The 24,854-nt window shown below is 69.6% G+C and carries 24 protein-coding genes and 1 riboswitch; of the genes, 11 read left to right on the top strand and 13 right to left on the bottom strand.

Features of this window, described 5'->3' with window-relative positions:
• Window positions 1-28: 28 nt before the first annotated feature.
• Entirely contained in the window at window positions 29-1,024 is a 996-nt protein-coding gene (locus T333_RS07810) for a helix-turn-helix domain-containing protein (protein WP_357251256.1), read from the bottom strand.
• A gap of 188 nt (window positions 1,025-1,212) precedes the next feature.
• Here T333_RS07810 and T333_RS07805 point away from each other — a divergent pair, with 188 nt between their 5' ends.
• Window positions 1,213-2,100 (top strand): NAD(P)-dependent oxidoreductase, encoded by an 888-nt coding sequence (locus tag T333_RS07805; protein WP_496424013.1) that lies wholly within the window; start codon window positions 1,213-1,215, stop codon window positions 2,098-2,100.
• 246 nt (window positions 2,101-2,346) lie between these two features.
• On the opposite strand, the gene T333_RS07800 is transcribed toward T333_RS07805, so the two are convergent.
• Together T333_RS07800 and T333_RS07795 are read right to left on the bottom strand one after the other, a co-directional pair.
• Entirely contained in the window at window positions 2,347-3,564 is a 1,218-nt protein-coding gene (locus T333_RS07800) for an NADP-dependent isocitrate dehydrogenase (protein WP_141807251.1), read from the bottom strand.
• A 351-nt stretch (window positions 3,565-3,915) separates the two neighbouring features.
• Window positions 3,916-5,409 (bottom strand): MFS transporter, encoded by a 1,494-nt coding sequence (locus T333_RS07795; RefSeq protein ID WP_355000028.1) that lies wholly within the window; start codon window positions 5,407-5,409, stop codon window positions 3,916-3,918.
• 138 nt (window positions 5,410-5,547) lie between these two features.
• On the opposite strand from T333_RS07795, the gene T333_RS07790 reads away from it, so the two are divergent.
• The 3 genes from T333_RS07790 (at window position 5,548) to metX (ending at window position 9,076) form a co-directional block, all read left to right on the top strand.
• Window positions 5,548-6,357, top strand: a complete 810-nt coding sequence (locus tag T333_RS07790; protein ID WP_496424012.1) for a TetR/AcrR family transcriptional regulator — start codon at window positions 5,548-5,550, stop codon at window positions 6,355-6,357.
• A gap of 52 nt (window positions 6,358-6,409) precedes the next feature.
• Window positions 6,410-6,520: riboswitch (SAM riboswitch) on the top strand.
• Between the two features lie 85 nt (window positions 6,521-6,605).
• Window positions 6,606-7,934 carry a bifunctional o-acetylhomoserine/o-acetylserine sulfhydrylase gene (locus tag T333_RS07785; protein WP_496424011.1) on the top strand — a complete coding sequence of 443 codons (1,329 nt, stop codon included), beginning with the start codon at window positions 6,606-6,608 and terminating at the stop codon, window positions 7,932-7,934.
• Complete coding sequence (metX, locus tag T333_RS07780; protein ID WP_355000031.1) at window positions 7,931-9,076, top strand: homoserine O-acetyltransferase MetX; 1,146 nt, start codon at window positions 7,931-7,933, stop codon at window positions 9,074-9,076. Before T333_RS07785 ends, metX begins: the two co-directional genes overlap by 4 nt.
• A 51-nt stretch (window positions 9,077-9,127) precedes the next feature.
• On the opposite strand, the gene T333_RS07775 is transcribed toward metX, so the two are convergent.
• On the bottom strand, window positions 9,128-9,373 hold the full coding sequence (locus tag T333_RS07775) for a DUF3017 domain-containing protein (RefSeq protein WP_355000535.1): 246 nt from the start codon (window positions 9,371-9,373) through the stop codon (window positions 9,128-9,130).
• Between the two features lie 343 nt (window positions 9,374-9,716).
• Here T333_RS07775 and T333_RS07770 point away from each other — a divergent pair, with 343 nt between their 5' ends.
• Both T333_RS07770 and T333_RS07765 read left to right on the top strand, forming a co-directional pair.
• Window positions 9,717-10,181: a tRNA (cytidine(34)-2'-O)-methyltransferase gene (locus T333_RS07770; RefSeq protein ID WP_355000032.1), complete on the top strand. Its 465-nt coding sequence runs from the start codon at window positions 9,717-9,719 to the stop codon at window positions 10,179-10,181.
• Between the two features lie 24 nt (window positions 10,182-10,205).
• On the top strand, window positions 10,206-10,859 hold the full coding sequence (locus tag T333_RS07765) for a Uma2 family endonuclease (protein ID WP_355000033.1): 654 nt from the start codon (window positions 10,206-10,208) through the stop codon (window positions 10,857-10,859).
• Between the two features lie 12 nt (window positions 10,860-10,871).
• Here T333_RS07765 and T333_RS07760 read toward each other — a convergent pair whose 3' ends face one another.
• The 4 genes from T333_RS07760 to T333_RS07745 form a co-directional block, all read right to left on the bottom strand.
• Window positions 10,872-11,105 carry a DUF167 domain-containing protein gene (locus T333_RS07760; protein ID WP_496424010.1) on the bottom strand — a complete coding sequence of 78 codons (234 nt, stop codon included), beginning with the start codon at window positions 11,103-11,105 and terminating at the stop codon, window positions 10,872-10,874.
• The gene (locus T333_RS07755) at window positions 11,059-12,018 is read right to left on the bottom strand and encodes a DUF4349 domain-containing protein (RefSeq protein WP_496424009.1); all 960 of its coding nucleotides are present in this window, start codon (window positions 12,016-12,018) and stop codon (window positions 11,059-11,061) included. Before T333_RS07755 ends, T333_RS07760 begins: the two co-directional genes overlap by 47 nt.
• A gap of 268 nt (window positions 12,019-12,286) precedes the next feature.
• Window positions 12,287-15,649 (bottom strand): error-prone DNA polymerase, encoded by a 3,363-nt coding sequence (locus T333_RS07750; RefSeq protein ID WP_496424008.1) that lies wholly within the window; start codon window positions 15,647-15,649, stop codon window positions 12,287-12,289.
• A gap of 128 nt (window positions 15,650-15,777) precedes the next feature.
• A complete protein-coding gene (locus T333_RS07745; RefSeq protein WP_496424007.1) occupies window positions 15,778-16,233 on the bottom strand; it encodes a hypothetical protein in 456 nt (151 codons plus the stop codon).
• A gap of 154 nt (window positions 16,234-16,387) precedes the next feature.
• Between T333_RS07745 and T333_RS07740 the strand changes: the two genes are divergently transcribed.
• A complete protein-coding gene (locus T333_RS07740) occupies window positions 16,388-17,371 on the top strand; it encodes an SDR family NAD(P)-dependent oxidoreductase (protein WP_496424006.1) in 984 nt (327 codons plus the stop codon).
• 29 nt (window positions 17,372-17,400) lie between these two features.
• On the opposite strand, the gene T333_RS07735 is transcribed toward T333_RS07740, so the two are convergent.
• Window positions 17,401-17,853 carry a hypothetical protein gene (locus T333_RS07735; RefSeq protein ID WP_496424005.1) on the bottom strand — a complete coding sequence of 151 codons (453 nt, stop codon included), beginning with the start codon at window positions 17,851-17,853 and terminating at the stop codon, window positions 17,401-17,403.
• Window positions 17,854-18,460: 607 nt separating this feature from the next.
• On the opposite strand from T333_RS07735, the gene T333_RS07730 reads away from it, so the two are divergent.
• A complete protein-coding gene (locus T333_RS07730) occupies window positions 18,461-18,928 on the top strand; it encodes an NUDIX hydrolase (protein ID WP_355000040.1) in 468 nt (155 codons plus the stop codon).
• A 61-nt stretch (window positions 18,929-18,989) separates the two neighbouring features.
• Here the strand turns inward: T333_RS07730 and T333_RS07725 are convergent, their stop codons facing one another.
• A complete protein-coding gene (locus T333_RS07725; protein WP_355000536.1) occupies window positions 18,990-19,880 on the bottom strand; it encodes a ferredoxin family protein in 891 nt (296 codons plus the stop codon).
• Window positions 19,881-19,949: 69 nt separating this feature from the next.
• Window positions 19,950-20,693, bottom strand: coding sequence for an alpha/beta fold hydrolase (locus T333_RS07720; protein ID WP_357251530.1), 744 nt, complete (start codon window positions 20,691-20,693; stop codon window positions 19,950-19,952).
• A 106-nt stretch (window positions 20,694-20,799) separates the two neighbouring features.
• On the opposite strand from T333_RS07720, the gene T333_RS07715 reads away from it, so the two are divergent.
• Window positions 20,800-20,928: a hypothetical protein gene (locus T333_RS07715; RefSeq protein WP_355000042.1), complete on the top strand. Its 129-nt coding sequence runs from the start codon at window positions 20,800-20,802 to the stop codon at window positions 20,926-20,928.
• Window positions 20,929-20,947: 19 nt separating this feature from the next.
• Here T333_RS07715 and T333_RS07710 read toward each other — a convergent pair whose 3' ends face one another.
• Window positions 20,948-21,304 carry a winged helix-turn-helix transcriptional regulator gene (locus T333_RS07710; protein WP_355000043.1) on the bottom strand — a complete coding sequence of 119 codons (357 nt, stop codon included), beginning with the start codon at window positions 21,302-21,304 and terminating at the stop codon, window positions 20,948-20,950.
• Between the two features lie 57 nt (window positions 21,305-21,361).
• On the opposite strand from T333_RS07710, the gene T333_RS07705 reads away from it, so the two are divergent.
• Window positions 21,362-22,228 (top strand): NmrA family NAD(P)-binding protein, encoded by an 867-nt coding sequence (locus T333_RS07705; protein WP_496424004.1) that lies wholly within the window; start codon window positions 21,362-21,364, stop codon window positions 22,226-22,228.
• Window positions 22,229-22,293: 65 nt separating this feature from the next.
• Complete coding sequence (locus tag T333_RS07700) at window positions 22,294-22,998, top strand: class I SAM-dependent DNA methyltransferase (RefSeq protein ID WP_496424003.1); 705 nt, start codon at window positions 22,294-22,296, stop codon at window positions 22,996-22,998.
• Here the strand turns inward: T333_RS07700 and T333_RS07695 are convergent.
• Window positions 22,989-24,560 (bottom strand): DNA polymerase Y family protein, encoded by a 1,572-nt coding sequence (locus T333_RS07695; RefSeq protein ID WP_496424002.1) that lies wholly within the window; start codon window positions 24,558-24,560, stop codon window positions 22,989-22,991. The two genes, T333_RS07700 and T333_RS07695, sit on opposite strands and share 10 nt — an antisense overlap.
• Window positions 24,561-24,854: the final 294 nt, after the last annotated feature.

The raw sequence follows: 24,854 nt of genomic DNA, 5'->3' as shown, positions 1-24,854 counted from the left end.
CGACAGCCATTCTGGCCACGGGAATCTGTCAGGCGATCGGCTCCCGGCGCGCGAAGGTTCGCCGGTATTCGGCGGGTGTCACGCCGACCACGGACGCGAAATGGCGGCGCAGATTCGTCGCGGTCCCCAGTCCGGACAGGCGGCTGATCCGCTCGATATTGAAGTCAGTGGTCTCCAACAGCGACTGGGCGTGCGCGAGGCGCTGGTTGAGCAACCACTGCATCGGGGTGGCTCCGGTGGAGCGGTGCAGGCGGCGGTGGAAGGTGCGCGGGCTCATATTGGCCTTAGCCGCCAGGGTATCGACGGTCAGCGGCTCGTCGAGGTGCTCGACGGCCCATTGCAGCACCACGCCGAGGTCGTCCGCGGCACGCGCGGGAACGTTCCGGTCGACGTACTGCGCCTGACCCCCGGACCGGTGCGGCGGGATCACCATACGGCGCGCGAGCTGGTTGGCCACCTCAGCTCCCAGGTCGCGGCGGACGAGGTGCAGGCACAGATCCACTGCCGCGGTCATGCCCGCGCTGGTGAGCACGTCGCCGTCGTCGACGTAGAGCACGGAGTCGTCGACCTCGATGTTCGGGAAGCGCTTCGCCAGCATCTCGGCGTGCGCCCAGTGCGCGGTGACCCGCCTGCCGTCGAGCAGACCCGCCGCCGCGAGCGCGAAGGTGCCGTCGCAGAGGGCGACCATGCGCGCGCCGCGGCGATGCGCGGCGGCCAGTGCCTCCAGCAGCTCGGGTGGCAGTTCGCGTTCGGCGGTCACGCATTCGTGCGCCACCGAGGGCACGATCACGGTGTCGGCCGTGAGCAGGTCGTCGAGGCCGTGCTCGGCGCGCAGGAACGCGCCGAAGCCGATCGGCTGGGTCTGCTGGTCCGGGGCCACCGCGCACACCTTCAGCTCGTACCAGGGGTCGGCCAGATCGGGCTGCGGTGTGCCGAAAATCGAAGCGACGACGCCCAATTCGTAGAGATCCCACGGGTGCAGCGCGCCGGGCGCGATGGCCATGGCGACGGTTCGACCGGTCATGCCCGCGCCTCGCCGACGCTCGGCTTCGGTCCGCGCCCCGCGCGCTGGCACATGAATCGCTCGCTCATACCTCGAGTATGGCAGCAATCGTTCGATAGGCGGCAGTTCTGCCACTCACTGCTCGGCGGCTCTGTCGCGAACACTGGTCGACGGGCGCCCACCCGACAGAACGACACGATGGAGGAATCATGAGCAAGACATCGGTCACCGTGCTGGGTCTCGGGCGGATGGGCGCGGCGATCGCCGAGGTCTTCCTGCGCAACGGCCATCCGACCACGGTGTGGAATCGCACGCAGGGCAAGGCGACTCACCTGGACGGACTCGGCGCACGGCGCGCGGACGGCGTCGCCGAGGCGGTCGCGGCGAGCGAACTGATCGTCACCGTGCTCGCCGACACGGCGGCCGCCGGGGAGCAGCTCGTGCCACTCGGCGCGACGCTGCGCGGGCGGACGGTGCTGAACGTGGCCACCGGCCGCCCCGACACCGCGCGCGAGCTGGCCGAACGGCTCACCGAGCACGGTGCGCGCTTCCTCGACGGCGGCATCTTCGGCGTCCCGCAGACGGTGGGCACGCCCGATACGCTGCTCGTCTACAGCGGCGAGTCCAGCGCGCAGGCCGAATTCGCCGAGGTCCTAGCGGAATTGGGCGCGACCGAGTACGTCGGCGCGGACCCGGGCCTCGCGGCGCTGCACGACATGGCGGTGCTCGGCGGGATGTACGGGCTGTTCGGCGGCTTCTTCCAGGCGACGGCGATGGTGCACACCGAGCGGGTCTCCGCGGTCGCTTTCACCGACACGTTCCTGGCGCCCTGGCTGCGCGCGCTGCTCGACATGCTGCCGACGCTGGCCGCCGAGATCGACTCGCGGGAGTTCCCGGTGAACTTCTCCGATCTCGCGGTCAACGCGGCCGGTCTCGCGGACATCCGCACGACCAGCCGGAACCAAGGCGTGGCGACGGATCTGCTCGATCCGCTGCAGCGGCTGTTCGACGCCGAGGTCGAACGTGGGCACGGGGCAGCCAGCTTCACCAGGGCGTTCGCCGGTCTGCTCGACGCACCTGTGCCTGCCGGCAACTGACTGCCGCGCAATCGGCGCTCGTCCGACACGGACGGCGTTTCCGCGCGCGGCACTCGGAGTCGGCTCCGGCTCCATGCTTCGCGCGTGCACGTCGCACGCCAAAGCTCGATGTCGCGGTCTACCCCTAATACACGTCGGGCACCCGTTCCACCGTGAGGTGGGGCGGGTGCCCGGTTCAACCCCGGCGCTGGGATCACCCAGCGCCGGTCGGGGTCGGACGGATCGCGTCCGGCCCCCGGTGCCGACTCAGCGCAGCGCGCGAGCCAGGTTCGCGTCGAGCGCGCCGAGGAACTCCTCGGTGGTCAGGTAGCCCTGGTCGCCGCCGACGAGCAGCGCGAGGTCCTTGGTCATCTGGCCGCCCTCGACGGTCTTGATGACGACGTCCTCGAGGGTCTGCGCGAAGCCGATCACCTCGGGGGTGTTGTCCAGCTTGCCGCGGTGCTCGAGGCCACGGGTCCAGGCGAAGATCGACGCGATCGGGTTGGTCGAGGTCGGCTTGCCCTGCTGGTGCTGGCGGTAGTGCCGGGTGACGGTGCCGTGCGCGGCCTCGGCCTCGCAGGTCTTGCCGTCCGGGGTGAGCAGCACCGAGGTCATCAGGCCGAGCGAACCGAAGCCCTGGGCCACGGTGTCGGACTGCACGTCGCCGTCGTAGTTCTTGCAGGCCCAGACGTAGCCGCCCTCCCACTTCATGGAGGAGGCGACCATGTCGTCGATGAGACGGTGCTCGTAGGTCAGGCCCGCCGCGTCGAACTGGCTCTTGAACTCGGTGTCGAAGATCTCCTGGAAGGTGTCCTTGAACATGCCGTCGTAGGCCTTCAGGATGGTGTTCTTCGTCGACATGTAGACGGGGTAGTTCTGCTGCAGGCCGTAGTTGAACGACGCGCGCGCGAAGTCCTCGATGGACTTCTTGAAGTTGTACATGCCCATGATGACGCCGCCCTCGTCCGGCATCTTCACGACCTCGTGCACGATCGGCTCGCTGCCGTCCTCTGGGGTGAAGGTCAGGGTGACGGTGCCCGACTGGAAGACCTTGAAGTCGGTGGCGCGGTACTGGTCGCCGAAGGCGTGACGGCCGATGATGATCGGCTTGGTCCAGCCGGGAACCAGTCGCGGGACGTTGGAGATGATGATCGGCGCGCGGAAGATGGTGCCGCCGAGGATGTTGCGGATGGTGCCGTTGGGCGAGCGCCACATCTTCTTGAGGCCGAACTCCTCGACGCGGGCCTCGTCCGGCGTGATCGTGGCACACTTCACGCCGACGCCGTGCTGCTTGATGGCGTTGGCCGCGTCGATGGTGACCTGGTCGTCCGTCTTGTCCCGGTACTCGATGCCGAGGTCGTAGTACTCGAGGTTCACGTCGAGGTACGGGTGGATCAGCTTGTCCTTGATGAACTGCCAGATGATCCGGGTCATCTCATCACCGTCGAGTTCGACGACGGTGCCTTCAACCTTGATCTTGGACATGGATCTTCGTGTCCTCCTAGGATGGTGCCCTTATTGCACGGCCAGGCGAACACGCTTGTGAGCGGACCCCAGCTGTTCAACAGACAACGTATATGTACCGCGTTGTTTGCGGGACGTGTGGTGCAAGCAAGACAAGCGTACTGCTGCCGACGATCTCACCGCGCGGGGAGGGGCCACTGTGCGGACTCCTAGACGGTTACCCACGAGTAGCCCCACGAGTGATCCCAACCACTTTCTCCATCATGTCATCCGGAGCAAGTCGAGCGCGCCGACCTGCGCCGGAACCGAAGGGCGGCCGGGCGCGCGAGACGGCCCGCGCACCGTCGATGCGCGGGCCGTATCCGGTGTTGCTCAGACCGCGAGCGGGACGCGAACACTCTCCTCCGCGTCCTCGGCGAAGTCGGCGGGCTTGGCCTTGATCATCAGCGCGATCACCGGAATCGCGGCGAGGAAGAAGCCCGCGCCCACATAGAACGCGACGTCGTAGCTGTAGATGGCGGCGCGAGCGGCCAAATCGTCGACGGTCGGGTTGTCGGCGAGGTAGTCCTTCGCCGCCTGCACCGAGATCGTGGTGAGCAGCGCGGTGCCGACCGCGCCGCCGACCTGCTGGGCGGCGTTCAGCAACGCGCTGGCGACACCGGCGTCGGCCTCGTCCACCCGGTGCAGCGCCACCGCCTGCATACCGACGAACAGCGGTCCCATGCCGAGCGCGATCAGCAGCTGGGCGGGCAGCACACCGGCGGCGTAGCTGTCGCCGTAGCTCAGCTGCGCCAGCCAGAGCAACCCGACCACGCCGAGCGCGGCGCCTACGACCATCAGCGGACGCGGTCCGAGCTTGGGCAGCAGCGCGCTGGTGATGCCCGCCGACACCGCGATGCCCACGGGGAACGGCAGGAACGCGACGCCCGCCTTCAGCGGCGAGTAACCGAGCGTGACCTGGAAGTAGAAGCTCAGGAACAGGAACATCGCGAACATCGCGATGGGGATCAGCAGCGCCGCGAGCAGTGCGCCGCCGCGGTTGCTCTCCCCCGGAATACGCAGGGGCAACAGCGGATTCGACGAACGGCGCTCGATGGCGACGAACGCGACGAGCAGTGCGAGCCCGGCGACCAGCAGCGCGAGGGTGCCGCCCGAGGTCCAGCCGTGATCGGCCGCGCGGCTGAAGCCGTACACGATGGCGATCAGGCCTGCTGTCACGGTGACGGCACCGGGCACGTCGTAGCCGCCGGTCCGCGGCGCGGGCACGTCCTTGATGACGAACGCGAGCGCGCCGACGAACGCGAGGATCGCGATGGGGGTGTTGACCAGCAGGGTCCACCGCCAGGACGCGTATTCGGTGAGCGCGCCACCCGCGATCAGGCCGATCGCGGCGCCGCCCGCGGAGATGCCCGCGAACACGGCGAAGGCGCGGGCCCGTTCTTTCGCCTCGGTGAACGTCACCGAGACCAGCGCGAGCGCGGCGGGTGCGAGCAGCGCGGCGAAGGCGCCTTGCAAGCCGCGACCCGCGAAGAGCTGGGCGCCGTTCTGCGCCAGACCCGCGAGCGCCGAGGCGGCCGCGAAGCCGACGAGGCCGACCAGGAAGATCCGGCGCCGGCCGAGGTAGTCGGCAAGGCGGCCGCCGAGCAGCAGCAGGCCGCCGAAGATCAGCGTGTAGGCGGTGAGGGCCCACTGCTTGTCGCCCTCGCTGATGCCGAGGTCACGCTGCGCGAACGGCAGCGCGATAGTCACGATGGTCGCGTCGAGGACCACCATCAGCTGGGCCAGCCCGATCACGCCGAGCGCCAGCCAGCGGGCCGAGTCGCGCCGGTCACCCGGCGCGTGCACCGCTGTCGATATCTCGCTCACCTTGTCTCCTCGTCGTCCGGAAGTGCGCGTGCGAGCAATCCTGTCACTGTCCGACATTTGGCGTCAATAGAAAAATGTCGCAATCAGACATTTGCCATGTTGCGACAGTTGAGCGAGTGTCTGGGTTACAGTGGGGAGATGCTCGACTCATCGACGCCGGTGGGCACGAACGCGGCCGAGGACGCCGCCGCGACCGGGAACAGCACAGCGCGGGCGACGTCGGGCGGCCTCGCGTCCACGGAACGGGAAGGCGTGGTGTCCACGACGCGAGAAAACGCCGCGTCCACGACGCGAGACAACACAGCACCTCTCGGCCTGCGCGAGCGCAAGAAGCAGCAGACGAGGCAGCGCATCATGAACATCGCGCTCGAGCTGTGCGACAAGCAGGGCTTCGACGCGACGACGGTCGAGCAGATCGCGAACGCGGCCGACGTCTCGCCGCGCACCGTCAACCGGTATTTCGAGACGAAGGAGGACATCGTCCTCGCGCCGGTCCTCGACTTCGGTCAAATGGTTGCCGACAAGTTGCGAGAAGAGCCGCGCGGCGGCAACGAGCTGCGCGCGCTGTGCAACGCCTACCTCCAGGTGATCGATGACGCGGCGACGGAGAACTCGGCGGTGTCGTTCTGCAGGTTCCAGCAGATGCAGCGGATCGCGCGCGACAGCCCCTCGGTCAACAGCCGCGCGCTGGAGTTCGCCGACAGCAAGTCCGCTGCCATCACCGCGGTGCTCGCCGACCGTCTCGGCACCACCCAAGGCGCGCTCAGCGTGCGGTTGATCGTCTCTACCTGGCAGATGCTGTGTCACCTCGCGATGGACGTGCACAGCGAGCTGATCATGGACTGCGATCCGCAGATCGCGGTGCGCGCGGCGCGGGCGACGCTGCTCGACGCGTACGCGGAGTTCATGCGGGTCTGCACGGAACCGCCGACGGAATCGGCGGAGTGAGATCGGCTACGAATTTCGGCCATTGGCCGCCCGCCAGCTACCATGTCCGTCAGGTCATGAGTGCCAGCGCCAAGCCCCGGCTCGCTGGACGGCAACCCTCCAGCAGCGGTGGGGTGCTCCGGGTGATGACCGGGCCCTCGAAGGTCGAGGGCAAGCGCGCTGTCAGGAGGTTCCCGGAAATGTGTTGTCCTGGATAGACCGCATCACCGATCTCGTTAGTCCGGCGAACAACTCTTGTGGAGCATGATATGACCGACCCCGTCGCGGCCGAGTTCGATCCTGCCCGTTGGTCCTTCGAGACCAAGCAGGTGCATGCGGGCCAAGCCCCCGATCCGAGCACCGGCGCCCGCGCCCTGCCGATCTACCAGACCACCTCCTACGCCTTCCGCGACACCGACCACGCGGCGGCGCTGTTCGGTCTCGCCGAGCCGGGCAATATCTACACCCGCATCATGAACCCGACCCAGGACGTGGTCGAGCAGCGCATCGCCGCCCTGGAAGGCGGCGTCGCCGCACTGCTGCTCGCCTCCGGGCAGGCCGCGGAGACGTACGCGATCCTGAACCTGGCTTCCGCAGGCGACCACATCGTGTCCAGCCCGCACCTGTACGGCGGCACCTACAACCTCTTCCATTACTCGCTGCCCAAGCTCGGCATCGAGGTCTCGTTCGTCGAGGACCCGGACGATCTCGAACAGTGGCGCGCCGCGATCCGGCCCAATACCAAGGCGTTCTTCGGCGAGACCATCGCCAATCCCAGCAGTGCCGTGTTCGACATCCCCGGCATCGCCGAGGTCGCGCACGCCGCCGGGATCCCGCTGATCGTGGACAACACTGTCGCGACCCCTTACCTGATCCAGCCGCTGGCGCACGGCGCCGACATCGTGGTGCACTCGGCCACCAAGTACCTGGGCGGGCACGGCACGGCCATCGCGGGCGCGATCGTCGACGGCGGAAAGTTCGACTGGACCGTCCGCGATGACAGGGGCGAGCCGCGTTTCCCCGGCTTCACCACCCCGGACCCCAGCTATCACGGCGCGGTCTTCGCCGATCTCGGCGCGCCCGCCTACGCGCTGAAGGCCCGCGTGCAGCTGCTCCGCGATCTCGGCGCGGCAGTCTCGCCGTTCAACGCGTTCCTCATCGCGCAGGGCATCGAGACGCTGAGCCTGCGCGTCGAGCGCCACGTCGCCAACGCGCAGGCGGTCGCCGAATTCCTGGCCGAGCATCCGGCGGTCGAATCGGTGCACTACGCGGGACTGCCCAGCTCGCCTTGGCACGAGCGGGCCAAGCGGCTCGCGCCGAAGGGGACCGGCGCGATCGTCTCGTTCGAGCTGCGCGGCGGTGTCGACGCGGGCAAGAAGTTCGTGGACGCGTTGGTCCTGCACAGCCACGTGGCCAACATCGGGGATGTGCGTTCTCTGGTGATCCATCCGGCATCGACGACGCACTCCCAGCTGACACCCGAGCAACAGCTCGCCTCCGGCGTCACCCCGGGACTGGTCCGCCTCGCCGTGGGCATCGAGGGAATCGACGACATTCTGGCCGATCTGCGCGCCGGATTCACGGCGGCGACGACGTGACCGTGAGCACCGAGCAGAGCATCGAGTCCGGCGTCGGCCTGCTGCCGCCGCCGGACGGCAGGCCCGGCGTCATCGCCATCGGGGACGTGCGGCTGGAAAGCGGCGCGGTGATTCCGAATGTCCATCTCGCCGTGCAGCGGTGGGGCGAACTCTCCCCCACCCTGGACAATGTGGTGCTCGTCGAGCACGCTCTGACCGGTGACTCGCACGTCGTCGGCACGCCGGACGACGTCCACGCGCAGCCCGGCTGGTGGGAGGGCATGGTCGGGCCCGGCGCGCCGGTGGACACCGACGAATGGTGTGTGATCGCGACCAACGTGCTCGGCGGCTGTAAGGGCAGCACCGGGCCGTCGTCGCTCGCGCCGGACGGCAAGCCGTGGGGCTCGCGTTTCCCGGAGATCTCGATCCGCGATCAGGTGAGCGCCGAGGCCGCCCTGCTGGATCTGCTCGGCATCGAGCGGCTCGCCGCGGTCGTCGGCGGATCGATGGGCGGCATGCGGGTGCTGGAGTGGATGATCGGCGCGCCCGAAAGGGTGGCCGCGGCGCTGGTCCTGGCCGTCGGCGCGCGCGCCACCGCCGACCAGATCGGCACCCAGACCACCCAGATCGCCGCCATCAAGGCCGATCCGGACTGGCAGGGCGGCGACTACCACGACACCGATCGCGCGCCGATGACCGGCATGGGCATCGCGCGCCGCATCGCGCACCTCACCTACCGCACCGAGGGCGAACTCGACCACCGCTTCGAGAACCACGCGCAGGGCTCGGAGGATCCGCGGCGTGGCGGGCGCTACGCGGTGCAGAGCTACCTGGACCACCAGGCCGAAAAGCTGTGCAAGCGTTTCGATCCCGCCACCTATGTGTTGCTCACCGAGGCGATGAACCGACACGACGTCGGGCGCGGACGGGGCGGTATCGAGGCCGCGCTCGCCGCGACGCCGGTGCCCTGCGTGGTCGGCGGCGTGGACTCCGACCGGCTCTATCCGCTGCGCACGCAGCAGGAACTGGCCGATGCGCTACCCGGCTGCGCCCGGCTGGAAGTGGTGCACTCGCGCGACGGGCACGACGGGTTTCTGACCGAGGCGGCAGCGGTCTCCAAGTTGCTCATCGAGACCATGCGGTTGGCGCGCGAGAACCGGTAGTCGCGGTTCGCCGGACACCGCGTCGGAGCGCTCGGAAGGGAGGCTACGGCCTCAGCCGACACCGAGCGTGTTGATGGTCGCCGCCAAGAAGACGATGGCGGAGCCGAGCAAACTCAGCGCGCCCACGTCGAACGGCTTGCTACGCACCGCGAGCAGCCCCACCCGCGCGGTCGGCAGGCACAGCCGGAAGGCCGCCGCCAACAACGTCGCCCCACCGAAGAACAGGGCACCGCGCCGCCACCGATCCGAAGCGACGAACACCACCGCGACCAAGACGACCAGCGCGACGACCACCATCGGCAGATGACTGCGCACGAACTGCGCGGCACGACTACCGCCTGCGTGTCGTCCGCCGGACGCGTCGAGATCGGTCACGGCACCGATTCTTGCAGACGCACCCTCGCCACCCCTGCCCCCACCACCCGCTCCCGTCGATGCAGAGCCGCGCCCGCCACCGGCTCATGCAGTGAATGCGACTGCTGCGGATGGCCGAACTCGTCCGCAAGTACGCGGACTTCCCTCTGGGCGCAGTCGACGCGTCGGTCATCGCCGAGTGCCTTTCCGGCTTCTGCCGAACTGAACTCGGTTCTCGGCGGTGGCCCGTCGGCTCGGCTGTAGCGGCGCCTGATTGACTGGTTGCGTGTTCCGCCTGATGTTCCACGAGCCGTGCATTCCGCCGAACACCGGCAACGCGATCCGTCTGGTCGCCGGGACCGGCTGTGAGCTGCACTTGATCGAGCCGCTGGGGTTCGACCTCTCGGAGTCGAAGCTGCGCCGGGCCGGGTTGGACTACCACGATCTGGCCTCGGTCACCGTGCACGAGAGCCTGCCCGCCGCGTGGGCGGCGCTGCGGCCGGAACGCGTCTACGCCTTCACCACCAAGTCGACGACCCGCTACACCGACGTCGCCTATCAACCCGGCGACGTCCTGCTCTTCGGCACCGAACCCACCGGTCTGCCCGACCATGTCCTCGACGACCCGCACGTCACCGCCCACCTGCGCATCCCCATGCTCCCCGGCCGCCGCTCCATGAACCTCTCCAACGCCGCCGCCGTCACGGTTTACGAAGCCTGGCGCCAGCTGGGCTTTCCCGGCGGGATCTGAGCTCGGCACGGCTACCATTTACGCATGCCAGAGCCGCACCGCGAGCAGCCGAATCTCCCCACCCACATGACATGGGAGGAACTGGAGAAGCTACCCGCCGAGATCGCCGCGCAGATCGAGCTGTGGAACGGGCGGGTGGTCTGGCTGCGCCGTGGCCCCGGCGAACACCAGATATTCACCGGCCGAATGTGGACAGCACTCGAACGCTGCGCACGCAAATACATGTCGTCCGATACCGAGCACTGCTTGCGCGCGAACTTCGAGACCAACGTCTTCTTCGGTAGGACCGGCAAGTCCGACTTCGTGACACCCGACTTCCTCGTCCATCGCTGCCTGGAACAGCCCTACCAGGATGTTCGCGCCGGTGATGTCCTCCTGGTCGGTGAAGTGCTCTCCCCGGGCAATACCCAATCCGACATCGAAGCCAAGAAGGCGCGCTACGCCAGCGGTGGCATCCCTTGGTACTGGGAGGTCTCACTCGCCCGCGACGACAGCGCCATAGACATCGTCCGGGTCTACGGACTCGAAACCGGATATGGACAACTCCCCGACGGAATTCGCCCGCTGCGCCCCTCTAACTATCTGCTCACCGGGGAATGGACCCGCGAGGCCCTGAACGGTATCGAGTTCGATTTTCCGTTCCCGATCAGCATTCCGTGGACCGAACTCGAGTTCTGAGGCCTCCGCCCCTCAGTCCTCGATTTCGAAACGTTTGAAGCGAGAGGTGGTGCCCGCGGTGAGGCGGACGGCGGTTTTGGGGACGTCGAAGTGGGTGGCGAGGAGTTCGATGGCGGCCTTGTTGGCCTTGCCTTCGACGGCGGGGGCGCGGACGTAGAGCTGGAGGGTGCCGTCCGGAAGTGGTTCGACGAGTGGGCCTTTACGGCTGTTGGGTTTGATGATCGCCCTGACCACCGTCGGCGGCATCGGGGGCTCCTGTTCGGGTAGTCGCGGGAATCGCTGCGGTGGAAGGGCTTTCGACAGGTCGACGCCTGCGGCGCACCAAGCGGACGACGGCGAAGACGAGGGCGCCGACGATCGCGAGGAAGCCGAGCCAGGGAATCGCCTTGCCGGTGAACACGATCGCGTCCTTCAGCCAGTCGACCAGGGAGTTCCAGCCCGCGACGATGCCGTCCCAGAAGTTGCTCGGCCCCTCGTCGGATTCCTTGTCGGTCGTGGTGATCTCGATGGTGAGGGTGGACAGCGCGACCTGATCGTCGAGGCGGCGCTTCTGGGCGGTGAGACTGTCGAGTTCGCCCTGACGGCTGGACAGCGCCTGTTCGGCGGCGATGAGATCGGCGGTGTTGGCGGCGCTGGTGATCAGCGCGCGCAGCCGGTCGACCGAGGCCTGCAACGCCTTGATCCTGGCGTCCAGGTCTTCCCATTGCATGGTGACGTCGTCGCGGTTGGTGCTCACCCTGGTGAGGGTGCCGATCGCGCCGAGGCCGTTCACGAACGCGTCGGTCTTGTCGGCGGGCACCCGCACGGTCAGCGACGCGCTGGGTTCGGTGTCGTCGGTACCGGGTTGCTCGGTGCGGCTGTCCACCCGGCCGCCCGCCTCGCGCACCCGGTCGGAGACCTGCGCCGCGGCCTCGATCGGATCGCCCGCGGTGATGTCGATGCTGCCGGTGACGACCTCCTTGCGGTCGACGGTGTCGGTGTCCTGCCCACGACTGTCGCCGGGCACCGGCGCCTGCTCCCGGAACCCGGGCGGCGACACCGGCGCGGAGGCACCGGTCTTGGCGGGCGGCCCACCGGAGTCGGCCCGGTCATCGCTCCCGCAGCCGACGAGCAGCGCCAAGCCGAGCAAAGCGACGCACACCACAACAAGCTTCCGCATGCTCGCAGCGTAACCGCCGCACCCCGCCCGGTCACCGCCGTTCGTCAGCAGATGTCGGAGCGCGGCATCACAGATCCGCGGGCAGAATCCGGAAGGCCGCGACGCCTGGCGTCAGCGGTTCGATAGCCCGAAAGACGCTGATCCAACGTGAATATGCAATCGGTCCGGTACTTGTCGGCGAGCGCGACTCCGACGGCATCCGCCAAGTCCAACCGGAGGCCCTCGTACTTGGAGCGAATCGACTGCATGACGCGAGATCGACATTCGCTCAACGGAAGTCGCGTGACTTCCCGTCGATCCGCAGGTGCAAACGCTGAAGGTATTCCGCGACGACGCTGACCGCGCCCTCCGCGTTCTGCACCCGTCCGCGGATGAGCAGGGCGGTGGCGCTCTGGGCGAGACGGCGGTACCGGGCCCACAGGCCGACGGAGCAGACGACGTTCACCATGCCGGTCTCGTCCTCCAGGTTGAGGAACGTGACGCCCTCGGCGGTGGCGGGGCGCTGGCGGTGGGTGACCGCGCCGCCGACCAGCACACGGGAACCGTCGGGGACGGCGAGCAAGCCGGAGGCGGGGATGGCGCCGAGCGCGTCGAGCTGGGGGCGCAGGAATTCGGTCGGGTAGCTACCCGGTGAGATCCCGGTGGCCCACACGTCGGCGGCCGCGAGCTCCAGCTCGCTCATGCCGGGCAGGGCGGGGGCGGTGGTCGCGGCGCCGGTGCCGGGTAGCCGATCCGCGCGCTCTCCCGCCGCCGCGCCCGCCGCCCACAGCGCCTCGCGCCTGCTGATGCCGAGGCTGCCGAGCGCGCCCGCGGTGGCCAGCGATTCGGCTTGCGCGACAGAGAGTTCCACCCGCCCGGTGAGGTCGAGGAACGAGGTGTACGGTCCGCTTTCGCGCCGGGCGGCGACGATCCGCTCGGCCAGGTCCGTGCCGAGGTGCCGGACGGCGGCCAGCCCGAGCCGGACCTCGGTGCCCGCCGCCTCCAGGGTGGCCTCGGCCAGGCTGGCATTGATGTCGGGGCCGTGCACCGCGATCCCGTGCCTGCGCGCGTCGGCGACCAGGGATTGCGGGGAGTAGAAGCCCATCGGCTGAGCGCGCAGCAATCCGGCCGTGAACGCGGCGTGATGGTGCAGCTTGAACCACGCCGAATAGAACACCAGTGCGGCGAAACTCTGCGAATGACTTTCCGGGAATCCGAAATTCGCGAAGGCGTAGAGCTTCTCGTAGATGCGATCGGCGATCTCGCCGGTGATGCCGTGCAGGTCGCGCATGCCTTGGTAGAGGCGGGCCTTGATCCGCTCCATACGTTCCGGTGAGCGTTTGGAACCCATCGCGCGGCGCAGCTGATCGGCCTCGGCGGCGGTAAAACCGGCGACGTCGACGGCCATTTGCATCAGCTGCTCCTGGAACAGCGGCACGCCGAGGGTGCGGCCCAGCGAATTCTCCAGCGCCGGATGGTCGTAATCCCATTTCTCGCGCTCGTTGCGACGACGGATGTAAGGGTGCACCGAGCCGCCCTGGATCGGGCCGGGACGAATCAGCGCGACCTGCACCACCAAGTCGTAGAAATCGCGCGGCTTCAGCCGGGGCAGGGTCGCCATCTGGGCCCGCGACTCCACCTGGAAGACGCCGACCGAATCCGCCCGCGAAAGCATTTCGTAGACCGCGGTCTCTTTCAGGTCGAGCTTGTGCAACTCCACCTCGACGCCCTTGTGCTCGCGCACCATATCGATCATGTAGTGCAGCGCGGAAAGCATGCCGAGCCCGAGCATGTCGAACTTCACCAGCCCGACCGCGGCGCAATCGTCCTTGTCCCATTGCAATACGCTGCGGCCCGGCATGCGCGCCCATTCCACCGGGCACACGTCGGCGATGGGACGATCGCAGATCACCATGCCGCCCGAGTGGATGCCAAGATGCCTTGGCAGACCTTCGATGTCGGCGGCCAAGTGCAGCACCTCGTCGGGTATGTCGGTGCCGGTCTCGGCCGCGACGCCGGTCCAGCGGCTCACCTGTTTGCTCCACGCGTCCTGCTGCCCCGGCGAAAAGCCCAGCGCGCGTGCGGCATCGCGCACCGCCGACTTACCGCGATAGGTGATCACATTGGCCACCTGGGCGGCGTACTCGCGGCCGTACCTGGCGTAGACGTGCTGGATCGCCTCCTCCCGGCGATCGGATTCGATGTCCACGTCGATATCGGGCGGTCCGTCGCGCTCCGGCGAGAGGAAGCGTTCGAACAGCAGCTGATTGGCCACCGGATCGACATTGGTGATGCCGATGGCGTAGCAGACCGCCGAGTTGGCCGCCGAACCCCTTCCCTGGCACAGGATGTCGTTGTCCGCGCAGAAGCTGACGATGTCGTGCACCACCAGGAAGTAGCCGGGGAAGCCGAGCTGTTCGATCACCGCGAGCTCGTGTTCGATCTGCTGGTAGGCCGCCGGGTTCTCCGCGCGCGAACCGTAGCGGCGGGCCGCGCCGCAGAGGGCGAGTTCGCGCAGCCAGGAGTTCTCGTCGTGGCCGTCCGGCACGTCGAAGGGTGGCAGCTGGGGCGCGATGAGGCGCAGGTCGAAGGCGCATTCTCGGGCCAGCGCCGCGGCATTGGCCACCGCGTCGGGGCAGGACGCGAACAGCCGCGCCATCTCCGCACCTGAGCGCAGGTGCGCGCCGCCGGTGGGCGCCAGCCAGCCCGCGATGTCGTCCAGGCTCTGCCTGGCCCGGATGGCGGCCAGCGCCATGGCGCGGCGGCGTTGCGCCGGGGCGGCGAAATGCGCTCCGGTGGTGGCGATTACCGGAAGACCGAGCCGGTCGGCGAGGTCGATGAGGTGGGCGTTGCGCTCGTCGTCCTCCGGGACGCCGTGGTGGGTGAGTTCCACGCCGACCCGTTCGACGCCGAAACGCTCGGTGAGTTCGCGCAGCGCGGCCTCGGCACGCACCAGCCGGGTGTCGCCTACGCGCAGGTCCTCGGCGAGCGCGCGGCGCAGGTGCCCTTTGCGGCAGCCGGTCAGGATGTGCCAGTGTCCGCCCGCCGCCGCGGTGAGGACGTCGAGGTCGTAGCGGAGGATGCCTTTCTCCCCCGCGGCCAGGTGCGCGGCGGCGATCTCGCGGGACAGCCGCCGATAGCCCTCCTGACCGCGAGCAAGCACGAGCAGGTGTTGTCCGGCCGGATCCGGCGCGCCCGTGCGCGGCGCGGAGTCCGGCGCGTCGGCGTGCGTGGCCGTTTTCGGCGCGCGCCGCCGCACGTCCTGCGGACCCAGCGACAGTTCCGCGCCGAAGACGGTCGCCATCCCCAACTCCTTGGCCGCCTCCGCGAAGCGGACGGTGCCGTAGAAACCGTCGTGGTCGGTGAGCGCGATCGCCTCCAACCCCAGCCGCACCGCCTCTTCCACCAGCTCTTCGGGCTGACTGGCGCCGTCGAGGAAGCTGTAGGCCGAATGCGCGTGGAGTTCCGCGTAGGGCACGGTCGGACCGTCGCGGTGGACCGGCTCGGCCGAGTACGGCTCGCGCTTGCGCGACCAGGCCGGGCTGTCGCCGCCGTCGCCCGGGTACATGGCGTCCGGATCGGTCCGGCCGGGACGACCGGACAGCACCCGCTCCAGTTCGGCCCAGGTCGGCGGGCCGTTGCTCCAACCCATGACACGTCACCTCCTCATCTCGAACATACATTCGATAGATGCGAAGATGCGCGCGGGTCCGCCCAACGGATACCGAGTCGCAACCAGCGGGCGGCGGGCCCCTCGTCGACCCGCCGCCCGCTCGCCGATCAGCCCTCGCGAACCCGCTCGGTGGAGCCAGCGGCGACCGCGGCCTCCACGCGGTCCAGCCCGTCGCGGATCATCTCGCCGTACGCGTCGTCGGCCAGGATCCGCAGGTGACCGCGCGCGATCGCCAATTGCATTCGGGCGCCGTCGAAATCGCCGAGCCTGCGGTGACTGTCGGCGAGGTTCAGGTACAGCGAGGGCAGGAAACAGCGCAGCCCCTCGTCCAGCGGGATCCCGGGGCCGAACACCGCGGCCAGCGCGCGCTGATCCCAGCGCAGCGCCGCCTCGTCCGCCTCCTGCAGGACGGCGAGGTGATGCGCGATCACGCAGCGCTGCAAGGGATCACCGGACGGATCTAGTTCCTCCCACAGCGCACCGAGCGCGCGGCGCGCCGCTTCCGGATTCCCGCTGCCGAGCCGCACCGCGGCAAAGATGTCCGCCATCCGATCGTCCGCCATGCGCACGAGTATCGCACATATGTTCGATAGATTCGAGGGCTCTTCGAACGCGTCTCCGAGCGTGACGAGCGCCACTTGGCGAGTAAACTTACTTCGGAGTAAGTTCTTGCCCATCCAGGGCCGTCACCGTTGACGCGACAAAGGAGCAAACCCGATGACCCAAGCTTCCGCCGACGACGCCGGTGTGCGCGGGCAGATCCGACCCAACCGCCGCAACCGGGACCTGACCGGCAGGCACGTCCTCATCACCGGCGCCTCCTCCGGCATCGGCCGCGCCGCCGCGGTGGCGGTGGCCGCCAAAGGCGCGACGGTGTTCCTGCTGGCTCGACGCGGCGACGAACTCGCGTCCGTGGTCGAGGAGATTCGCGCCGCGGGCGGATCGGCGTACGGATACCAGTGCGACGTCACGGATTCCGATTCCGTCGACCACACCCTCGAGTCCATCCTCGACGAGCACGGCCACGTCGACATGCTGGTGAACAACGCGGGCCGCTCGATTCGCCGCGCCATCCACCGCTCCACCGACCGCCTGCACGACTTCGAGCGGACCATGGCGGTGAACTACTTCGGCGCGCTGCGCATGACGCTGGCTCTGCTGCCGCAGATGCGCGAGCGCGGGTTCGGCCACATCGTCCAGATCAGCAGCGCGGGTGTGCAAGTCGCGACTCCGCGGTTCTCGGCGTACCTGGCGAGCAAGGCGGCGCTGGACAAGTTCACCGAGGTGGCGGCCGTGGAGACCATGGCCGACGGCGTCACCTTCACCACCATCCACATGCCGCTGGTGCGCACACCGATGATCACGCCGAGCGGCGACCAGGGGCCGTCGGAATCGCCCGAGTGGGCGGCGGCCACGATCGTGCGCGCGCTCACCGAGCGGCCCAAGCGGATCGACGTCCCGATCGGCACCATCGCGGAGTACGGCGCGCTGCTCACGCCCAAGTTGCGTGACCGCGTCCTGCACCGCTACTACCGCGCGCTGCCGGACTCACCCGCCGCGAAAGGCGAGACCGCCGATACCGAGGAAGACGCGGAACCCGTTGCACCACAAGCGGAACCGCGGGAGCCTTCGACCGCGCGCCGGGTCACCGGCACCGTGCTGCGCCGCGCCGCGCGCTGGGTGCCCGGCACCCACTGGTGATCTGCGCGGTTCCCTGCGCTGTGGACGCGCTACCCCAACACCTGACGCGGCTCCGGCAGGTAGGCCCGCGCCTGTGAGCGCACACCGTGCCACAGCGCCAGGCCGACGGCCGGGGTGTTGGAGGCGATGTGCAGCTGGCGATTCCCGAGATCCACGATCACAGGCGTCACCACCGAGCCCCAGCTCATCGGCCGGTTCCGCAGCGCCTGCACGGCAGCGGGGTGCACGCGTTCGGAGACCAGCGCGGCCACGCCCATCGCGCCGCCCTTCACCCCGATGAAGCTACGCCTGCGCTGGTGCTTGGCGAAACCGTCCACGTGGCGCGGGAAGTCGACGGCGGCCGGTGAGACCTCCTCCAGCGTGGCGACGCAGAGCACGAAATCGATCGGGTTCAGCGCGGTCGCGATCACCGCGTTGACGCCGACCAAGCTCATCAGCGGGCCGACCATGTGCTGGGCGATCTGCATGCGGCCGCGGGTCATGTGGTGGGTGACCGCGGTGAGGTAGGCCTGAACAGCGGGGGTACCGGGGAATTGGAGAGGTGGCGGGGCGGCGTGCGGGTAGCCCGGCGGAGGAGCCGGTTGCCCATACGGTGATGGGGCGGGATATCCCTGTGGCGCACCCGGATAGCCGGGCGGCGGTGGAGCCGGGTAGCCAGGTTGCTGCGGTGCTGGATATCCGGGCGGCGCGGGATAACCGTGCGGAGGTGGGGTCGCGGGGCCATGCGGGAGCGGGGGCTGTTGCCCATGCGGTGGCGGGGTGGGATTCCCGTGCGGCGGGACGGGATAGCCGGGTGCAGGTGGGGCCGACTGGCCCTGCGGGGTCGGCTGCGATGGCAAGGGGTGTCCGCCGGAATGCGCAGGCAGCTCCCTGCTCGGCGATCCGGGCGGATATCCCGGCCCGTTCGATCCCCACGGCGGTGTCGTCATCTCGTCCCTCCCTCGACCGGCGCGCTTGCCGTCGGGACATTACCCGCCCCGTACCGCGCCCTGTTCCGCCAGCATCCGAAGCCGCACGCTCGCAAGGCAATACCCCGGTGGTGCCGGATGTCGCGCGGAGTTGGGTAGGGTCCGGCGGGAGGTTACGGTGATGAGCTTCAGACTGGCAGCGTACGCGGTGTCCATCGAGGACGAGCGGGTGCTGCTCGCCCGTCATGTATTTCCGAGCGGCGAGACCCACTGGACTCTTCCCGGCGGCAAGGTCGAGCACGCGGAGGATCCGTTCGACGCGGTGATCCGGGAGGTCGCCGAAGAAACCGGCTGCCACGGGATCGTCGAACGCCTGCTGGGCGTGGACTCGCGGGTGATTCCCGCTGCCGCCGCGCGCGCCGGAGCCGAGCACCACAACGTCGGCATTTTCTACCAGGTTCGCATCACCGGCGGCCGGCTCCGGCCCGAACCGAACGGCGAGACCGCCGAGTCGATTTGGACTCCGATCCCAGAGGTCGCCCGCCTGCGCAGGTCCGCGCTCGTCGACATCGGGCTCACCCTGGCTCAGACCCTTCCGGCGACCGGCCACGTCGCGCCTGTCCGGGTCGGCGGCTTGATCCAGCACTGAGGCGCCGCCCACGGACTGGATGACGAAAGCAGTACGCAGGCTATAGGTTTGAGCAGGGCGATCAGGGCAGCGCCTGGATGGGATCGGCGACAAGGGCGGTGACCGGCTTCGGGCCCGCGCCACAGCTGGCCTGGCGCGGGGTGTAGGCGACCGTCCGGACGGTGGCACGCCAGCGCCTGCCGTCGCGGTGGGTGACCAGGGCGCTGCCCGCGTGCGTGGGATCGGTTGTGCCGGAGACATTTTCGATCTCGGATCTGAGTTCATCCAGACGCGCACCGATCTCCGCGCGCACCGCGAGTTCGGCGACCTGTTCGACCGGCCGATGCCCGCTGCGCCCGCGCAATCCGGCGAGCGCGACCTCGCCGCGGTGGACGGCCGCCACGGCGGCGGTCGCGGCGGCGGCGTCGACGCGGCCGTAGGTGAGTCCCGAGGGCAGCAGCACCATGGCGGGCGCGAAGCGGTGGCCGCCGGTGTGCGAGCACTCCCAGACCTGGTCGGGGTAGGCGGTCGAGAGGGTTGCGGCGATGGGGCGGCCGAGCATGGCGCAGCACTGGTCGCGCTTGCCGTGCGCGCACACCAAGACAAGCGGGTCGGCCACTGGCTCGCCGATGCCTGGCGGCGGGCCGTCGAGCAGGTGCAGGTCGATTTCGAGCAACTGCTTCAGGTCGGTGATCTCGAGCCGCTCGCACCAGCCGCCTTCGGCGCGCGAGTTGACGAGCAGAACCGTTCGAGCGCCGGTGAATTCGCTGCGACCGGGACGACGGATCAGGGTCGGGCGGACGCGGGCGGCGGTGGTGCGCGCGGCGAGTTCGGCGGTGATCTCGGGGCCGAGGACCTCGTCGCCGATCACGTCGCGGCCCCACGCGCCGGGATGTTCGACGCAGAGCCAAGCGCTCACCCGCGTCGCGGTGCCGGGCAGCGGGACGTCGGCCGACGCCGCCGAGCACAGCATGCCGTCGAACGCGTTCACCACGCGCTCACGCGTGGGCCCGGGGCGGACCGGTCGGTAACGAGCACCGTTTCACTCTATTCCGCACGGCACGGCGAGGAATGGCAGCACCGCGGCCTCGAACTCGCGATGACGGTCGCGGTGGATGCTGTGGCCGCAGGCGAACGGGGTGACCGTGCAGTCGGCGACCAAGCCGAGCAGCACTTCGAGCTTCGCGAGATCGACCATGCCGCCCGGCCCGCCGCGCAGCACCAGCGTGGGGGCGGTGATGTCGGCCAGCCGGTCCCACCATTCCGGGTTCGGCTTGCGGAACTGTTCCAGCGCGGTGCGGGTCATCGAACGGTCGAAGGCGAGGACGGCGCGCGGATGCCGGATCAGGCTGGTCGTGGCGTGCCAGAGTTCCGGCAGGGTCGGGAACCGGCGGGTCAGCCGGAGTTCCTCGTCGCCGGAGCGCAGCGGCAGCGGACATTCCTCGATGACCAGCCTGCGCACCAGCTCGGGCCGCTCCTGCGCGACGCACGACACCGCGTAACCGCCCAGCGAATGCCCGACCAGGTCCACCTGGCTCAGCTCGAGGTGCTCGCACAGGCGGAGCACGTCTGCACCGAACTCGTCGAAGCGGTAGGAGTCGGCGTGCGAGCTGCGGCCGTGCCCGCGCAGATCCGGGATGATCACCCGCCGCCCCGTCTGCGCCAACCGACGCGCGAAGCGATCCCAGGTGTGCCCGTCCCCGCCCATGCCGTGCACCAGCACGACGGGCGTCTCGTCGACCGCCCCCGAATCGCGATAGGCGATCTCCACCCCACCGAACGCCATCCGGGCAGCCGTCAGATTCACGATGTTCGAGAGTACCGACCCCGGCCCGACCACCGCCCGGTGTTTGTCGGCAGCATCACAGGGACCAACTCGCGACGCCGCGGGGATGGGAGCCGTTGTCGGCTCGGCCCTGGCGTTCGCGGCGGCGGCCGCTGGGGACGGGCTCGTCTGGTTCTTCGATCAGGATTGGGTCTGGCCCGCCGACCCAGGCCGGACGATCTGGGCCGGCGGCTGAGCGGAGGGCGTCCTCGGGGTCAGCTCCCGGCGAGCGGGTGTTCCTCGCCCCACTTCAGCATCGCGTACAGGATGTCCTCGAGGCTTTCGCCGTCTTCGGTGAGTTGGTAGACGACGCGGGGCGGCACTTCGGCGTAGACGGTGCGGGTGAGGATGCGCTGGTGTTCGAGGGCACGCAGGCGGTCGGTCAGGGTCTTGGCGCTCGGCGAACCGAGAGCGGTGCGCAGGTCGCCGAAGCGCTTGGGGCCGGAGAGCAGTTCGCGGACGATCAGCGTCGTCCATTTTCCGTCGAGAACCTTCAGCGTGCGCTCCACACCGCAGCCCGAGCAGTCGGTGGCTTGCAGTTGTTTCCGCTGCTCAGAACCGATGGTTTCCATCTTGAAATTATATCACTTGCTGGGTATTGCTTTACTTCTGAAACTAGCGTCGAAGGCATGAAAACATCAACCGTGACAGTCCACGGCGCGACCGGAACCCAGGGCGCCGCCATCGTCCGCGGCCTGCTCGCCGCGGGGCACCGCGTCCGTGGCGTCGTCCGCACTTCTCCCGCCCTGCATCCGGACGCCGAGCCGGTTCAGGCCGACCTGCTCGAACCCGACTCGCTCGCAGCCGCGTACACCGGCGCCGACGCCGTGATCGTGCAGTTGCCGCTCGTTTTCACCGACCTGGCCGTCCGGCAGGCCGAGGCGGTGCTGGCCGGTCTCCGGAAGGCGGGCGTCGAGCGGGTGGTCTTCAATACCGGCACCGTGCTGCCACCCGCGCCCATCGGCGTGCCGTTCGTGGACGCCCGCGTGCTGTTGTCCGCCGAACTGACCCGCGGCGTCGAGGCGGCCACGGTGGTCGCACCCGCTCGGCAGTACATGGAGAACCTCGTCGCCCCGTGGTCCGCCCCGCTCGTGCGCGCCGGGGAACTCGCCTATCCGCTGCCGCGGGAACTGCCTGTCCCGTGGGTCGCGCTCGATGACCTGGGATCGACAGTCGCCGATCTGATCGTCGCCACGACTCCGCCACCGCTGCGGATCGTGGCGGGTCCGCAGGCGCTGACTGGTGACGAGGTCGCCGCCGAACTCAGCGCGGTCCTGGGACACGCGGTGCGGTGGAATTCCATATCTCCCAACGCTTATCGGGAAATGCTCACCCCACATCTCGGGGCCGAGGCCGCCGAAGGGATCGCCGCGGTATACACACCGCCGCCCCCGGGAGCGCCCACTGCGCCGGAACCCGACCCGTCGGTGCTGGAGACGGGAGCCACCGAGCTGCGGGACTGGGCGGCGCGGCAGGACTGGCAGGTGGGCAGGTAGGCAGCCGATTTCGTGGCGCACGAAAACCGTTGGCGTTCGAGCACATCGCGGCGCAGGATGCGCACATGCCAACGTTCGCCGACTTCGACCGCCGCAACTACCGCACCGTCGACGTGACCACCGGATACGACGGTTGGGCGCCCACCTACGAGCGCACCGTGCTGGACGAGATGGATCTCGGCTTGCTCGCGCGGCTGCGCGTTCCGGTGTGGGACCGCGTCGAGCGGGCGGCGGATCTGGGCTGCGGGACCGGGCGGACCGGCGGCTGGCTGCGCGAGCGCGGGGTGACATGGATCGACGGCGTCGACGTCAGCGAAGGCATGCTCGAACTGGCCCGCGCCCGCGGCGCGCACACCTCGCTGCACCGCGCGGACGTGCGGGCGACCGGCTTGCCGGAGGGCGCCTACGACCTGGTGATCGCCTCGTTGATCGACGAGCACCTGCCCGAACTCGGCCCGTTCTACACCGAGGCACGGCGGCTGGCCGCACCCGGCGGTCGCTGCGTCACGGTCAGCTACCACCCGCAGTTCATGATGGTGACCGGCATGCCGACGCACTACACGCCGACGGGCGACGCGCCGGTGGCGATCAGCACTCACCTGCACATGCTCGGCGAGCACATGACCGCCGCGCTGACGGCGGGCTGGGCGCTCACCGAGGTCGTCGAGGCGGTCGTGGACGACGACTGGGTGCGGGCCAAGCCGAAATGGGCTGAGCTGCGCGGGCATCCGTTCACCATCGCGTTCGTCTGGACGCGGGATCAGTCGTAGAGACCTTCGGCGCGCCAGCACTCACCGCTGTAGACGAGCAGCAGCACACGGACGTCGCCCGCGTCGCCGCCCAGCTGCACCTGGGCGCGGGCCGCGGCGGCGGAGTCCGGGACCCACCAGTGTTCGTCCACCGGCCACGGTCCGGCCCAGCCCGCCAGCGGCCAGCTGCGGCTGCCCCAGTGCAGGTGGGCCGGGTCGGCGGTGAACAGGCCGCGCTCGGTGACCCGCACCGGAGTTCCGTCGGCCGCTTCCACGCGCACCACGGGACGGTTCATCAGCAGCACCGCGGGGGCGGGTTCGGGTAACCGACCGGGCCAGGGCAGTTCCGGGTCGGCCGCGGGCACCCGCTCGTCGCCGAGCACGACCATGGTGACGCGCTCGGCGGGACCGCGGCCGCCGCTGAGCACGCCCATCTGGACCGCCTCACCGCCGAGCAGCCCCTGCACCCGAACCAGGGCGCGCCGGGCGCGCTCGTCCTCCTCGCCGACGCCGCCCCACAGGCCGAGTTGCAGCGCGCCCGCCCGCACCACCTCCACGGGTTCCAGCCGCAGCAGCGTGACCGGGGCGGTGGGGCGGTCGCGGCGGGTCAGCCAGCCGTCGAGTTGCCAGCGCACCCGGTCGGCGGTGTCCTCGGGGGTGAGCGGCTCGGCGCACCGCCAGATTCGGGAGAGTTGTTCGCCCGCTTCGGTTTCGGCGAACACCGCGAGCCTGGTGCAGGCCAGCGCGGCGTCGGCGAGCTTGGCGTGCAGGCGGGTGGCGAGCATGCGTCCCGCGAAAGCGGCCGCGTCGACCCGGTCGATCGGCGGGTCGCAGCGCTGGTCCACCGCGAGATCGGGCGGCGGGCGGCGCGCGGCGGGCGGTCGCTCCGGAACGGCGCGCGCGCTGCGGTGCGCGAGCACGGCGTCCGCGCCGAAGCGGGAGGCGACCTCGGCGGGACCGAGCGCCGCGAAATCACCGACCCGGCGTAAACCCAAGCGGTGCAACAAATCCACCAGCTCGGCGCGCTCCGGCGCGGCCAGGCTGGGTTCCAGCGCTAGCTCGGACACCGCGAGCGGCGCGAGGAATCCCGCACCCCCGCCCCGCGGCACGATCGCACCGCGCCGCGCCGCGATCACCGCCGTGGACAGCTCGTCGGCGATGCCGATCTGCGCCTCCACCCCGACCGCGGCCACCGCGTCGACCAGTCGTTCGGCGGCCGCCTCCTCGGAGCCGAAGAACCGGGCGGCCCCGCGCGCACCGAGCACGAGCAACCCGGGCCGCAGCACCTCCACACCCGGCACCGTGGCGTCGACGGCCGCGACCACCGGCTCGAACAATCGCGCATCGCGATCCGGATCAACCTGCGCCAGAAAGAGTTCCGGACACCGCGCCTGCGCCTCCCTGCGCCGCAGCCCGCGCCGCACCCCCTCCGCCCGTGCCACCGCCGAGCACGCCACCACCCGGTTGGCGGACAACACCGCCACCGGCCGCGTCGGCGGCAGCTCGGCCACGGCCGCCGCCGCGACCGCGGGCCAGTCCTGGCACCACACCGCGAGCACCCGCGCCCGACTCGGCCGAATCACGGTGCCGCCCCGCCACTCGCACCTGCACGGCACACCGCGAGCACCCGCCCGGCGCCACGCACCCGGCTCGGCCGACATACGGCGCCACACCGCCACTCACACCGACCCGGCACTACACCGCGAGTATCCGCCGCGCCACACGCACGTCCACGCCGAATCACGATGCCGCCCCGCCGCACTCGACACCGCGCCGCCCAACCGCGTCGAAGATCATCGCGAGGAGCGTGCTCTTCCGACTACCTCGGCGACATGCATCCCGCCGGATCGCGACACACGTCGCCCGCGGAACCTCGG

This window comes from Nocardia sp. CNS-044 (genome assembly GCF_059570515.1).
Note: the sequence above shows the minus strand (reverse complement) of the source record. Positions and strands in the feature narration are given on the sequence as shown.

Coding starts and splice junctions, on each gene's coding strand:
- T333_RS07725 (WP_355000536.1), bottom strand. CDS start 19,880: ATGCTGTGCTCGGCGGCGTCGGCCGACGTCCCGCTGCCCGGCACCGCG.
- T333_RS07810 (WP_357251256.1), bottom strand. CDS start 1,024: ATGACCGGTCGAACCGTCGCCATGGCCATCGCGCCCGGCGCGCTGCAC.
- T333_RS07705 (WP_496424004.1), top strand. CDS start 21,362: ATGAAAACATCAACCGTGACAGTCCACGGCGCGACCGGAACCCAGGGC.
- T333_RS07745 (WP_496424007.1), bottom strand. CDS start 16,233: ATGGCGGACGATCGGATGGCGGACATCTTTGCCGCGGTGCGGCTCGGC.
- T333_RS07775 (WP_355000535.1), bottom strand. CDS start 9,373: ATGGTGGTCGTCGCGCTGGTCGTCTTGGTCGCGGTGGTGTTCGTCGCT.
- T333_RS07710 (WP_355000043.1), bottom strand. CDS start 21,304: ATGGAAACCATCGGTTCTGAGCAGCGGAAACAACTGCAAGCCACCGAC.
- T333_RS07715 (WP_355000042.1), top strand. CDS start 20,800: ATGGGAGCCGTTGTCGGCTCGGCCCTGGCGTTCGCGGCGGCGGCCGCT.
- T333_RS07805 (WP_496424013.1), top strand. CDS start 1,213: ATGAGCAAGACATCGGTCACCGTGCTGGGTCTCGGGCGGATGGGCGCG.
- T333_RS07700 (WP_496424003.1), top strand. CDS start 22,294: ATGCCAACGTTCGCCGACTTCGACCGCCGCAACTACCGCACCGTCGAC.
- T333_RS07720 (WP_357251530.1), bottom strand. CDS start 20,693: ATGGCGTTCGGTGGGGTGGAGATCGCCTATCGCGATTCGGGGGCGGTC.
- T333_RS07790 (WP_496424012.1), top strand. CDS start 5,548: ATGCTCGACTCATCGACGCCGGTGGGCACGAACGCGGCCGAGGACGCC.
- T333_RS07755 (WP_496424009.1), bottom strand. CDS start 12,018: ATGCGGAAGCTTGTTGTGGTGTGCGTCGCTTTGCTCGGCTTGGCGCTG.
- T333_RS07785 (WP_496424011.1), top strand. CDS start 6,606: ATGACCGACCCCGTCGCGGCCGAGTTCGATCCTGCCCGTTGGTCCTTC.
- T333_RS07800 (WP_141807251.1), bottom strand. CDS start 3,564: ATGTCCAAGATCAAGGTTGAAGGCACCGTCGTCGAACTCGACGGTGAT.
- T333_RS07765 (WP_355000033.1), top strand. CDS start 10,206: ATGCCAGAGCCGCACCGCGAGCAGCCGAATCTCCCCACCCACATGACA.
- T333_RS07730 (WP_355000040.1), top strand. CDS start 18,461: ATGAGCTTCAGACTGGCAGCGTACGCGGTGTCCATCGAGGACGAGCGG.
- T333_RS07740 (WP_496424006.1), top strand. CDS start 16,388: ATGACCCAAGCTTCCGCCGACGACGCCGGTGTGCGCGGGCAGATCCGA.
- T333_RS07750 (WP_496424008.1), bottom strand. CDS start 15,649: ATGGGTTGGAGCAACGGCCCGCCGACCTGGGCCGAACTGGAGCGGGTG.
- T333_RS07735 (WP_496424005.1), bottom strand. CDS start 17,853: ATGACCCGCGGCCGCATGCAGATCGCCCAGCACATGGTCGGCCCGCTG.
- T333_RS07760 (WP_496424010.1), bottom strand. CDS start 11,105: ATGCCGCCGACGGTGGTCAGGGCGATCATCAAACCCAACAGCCGTAAA.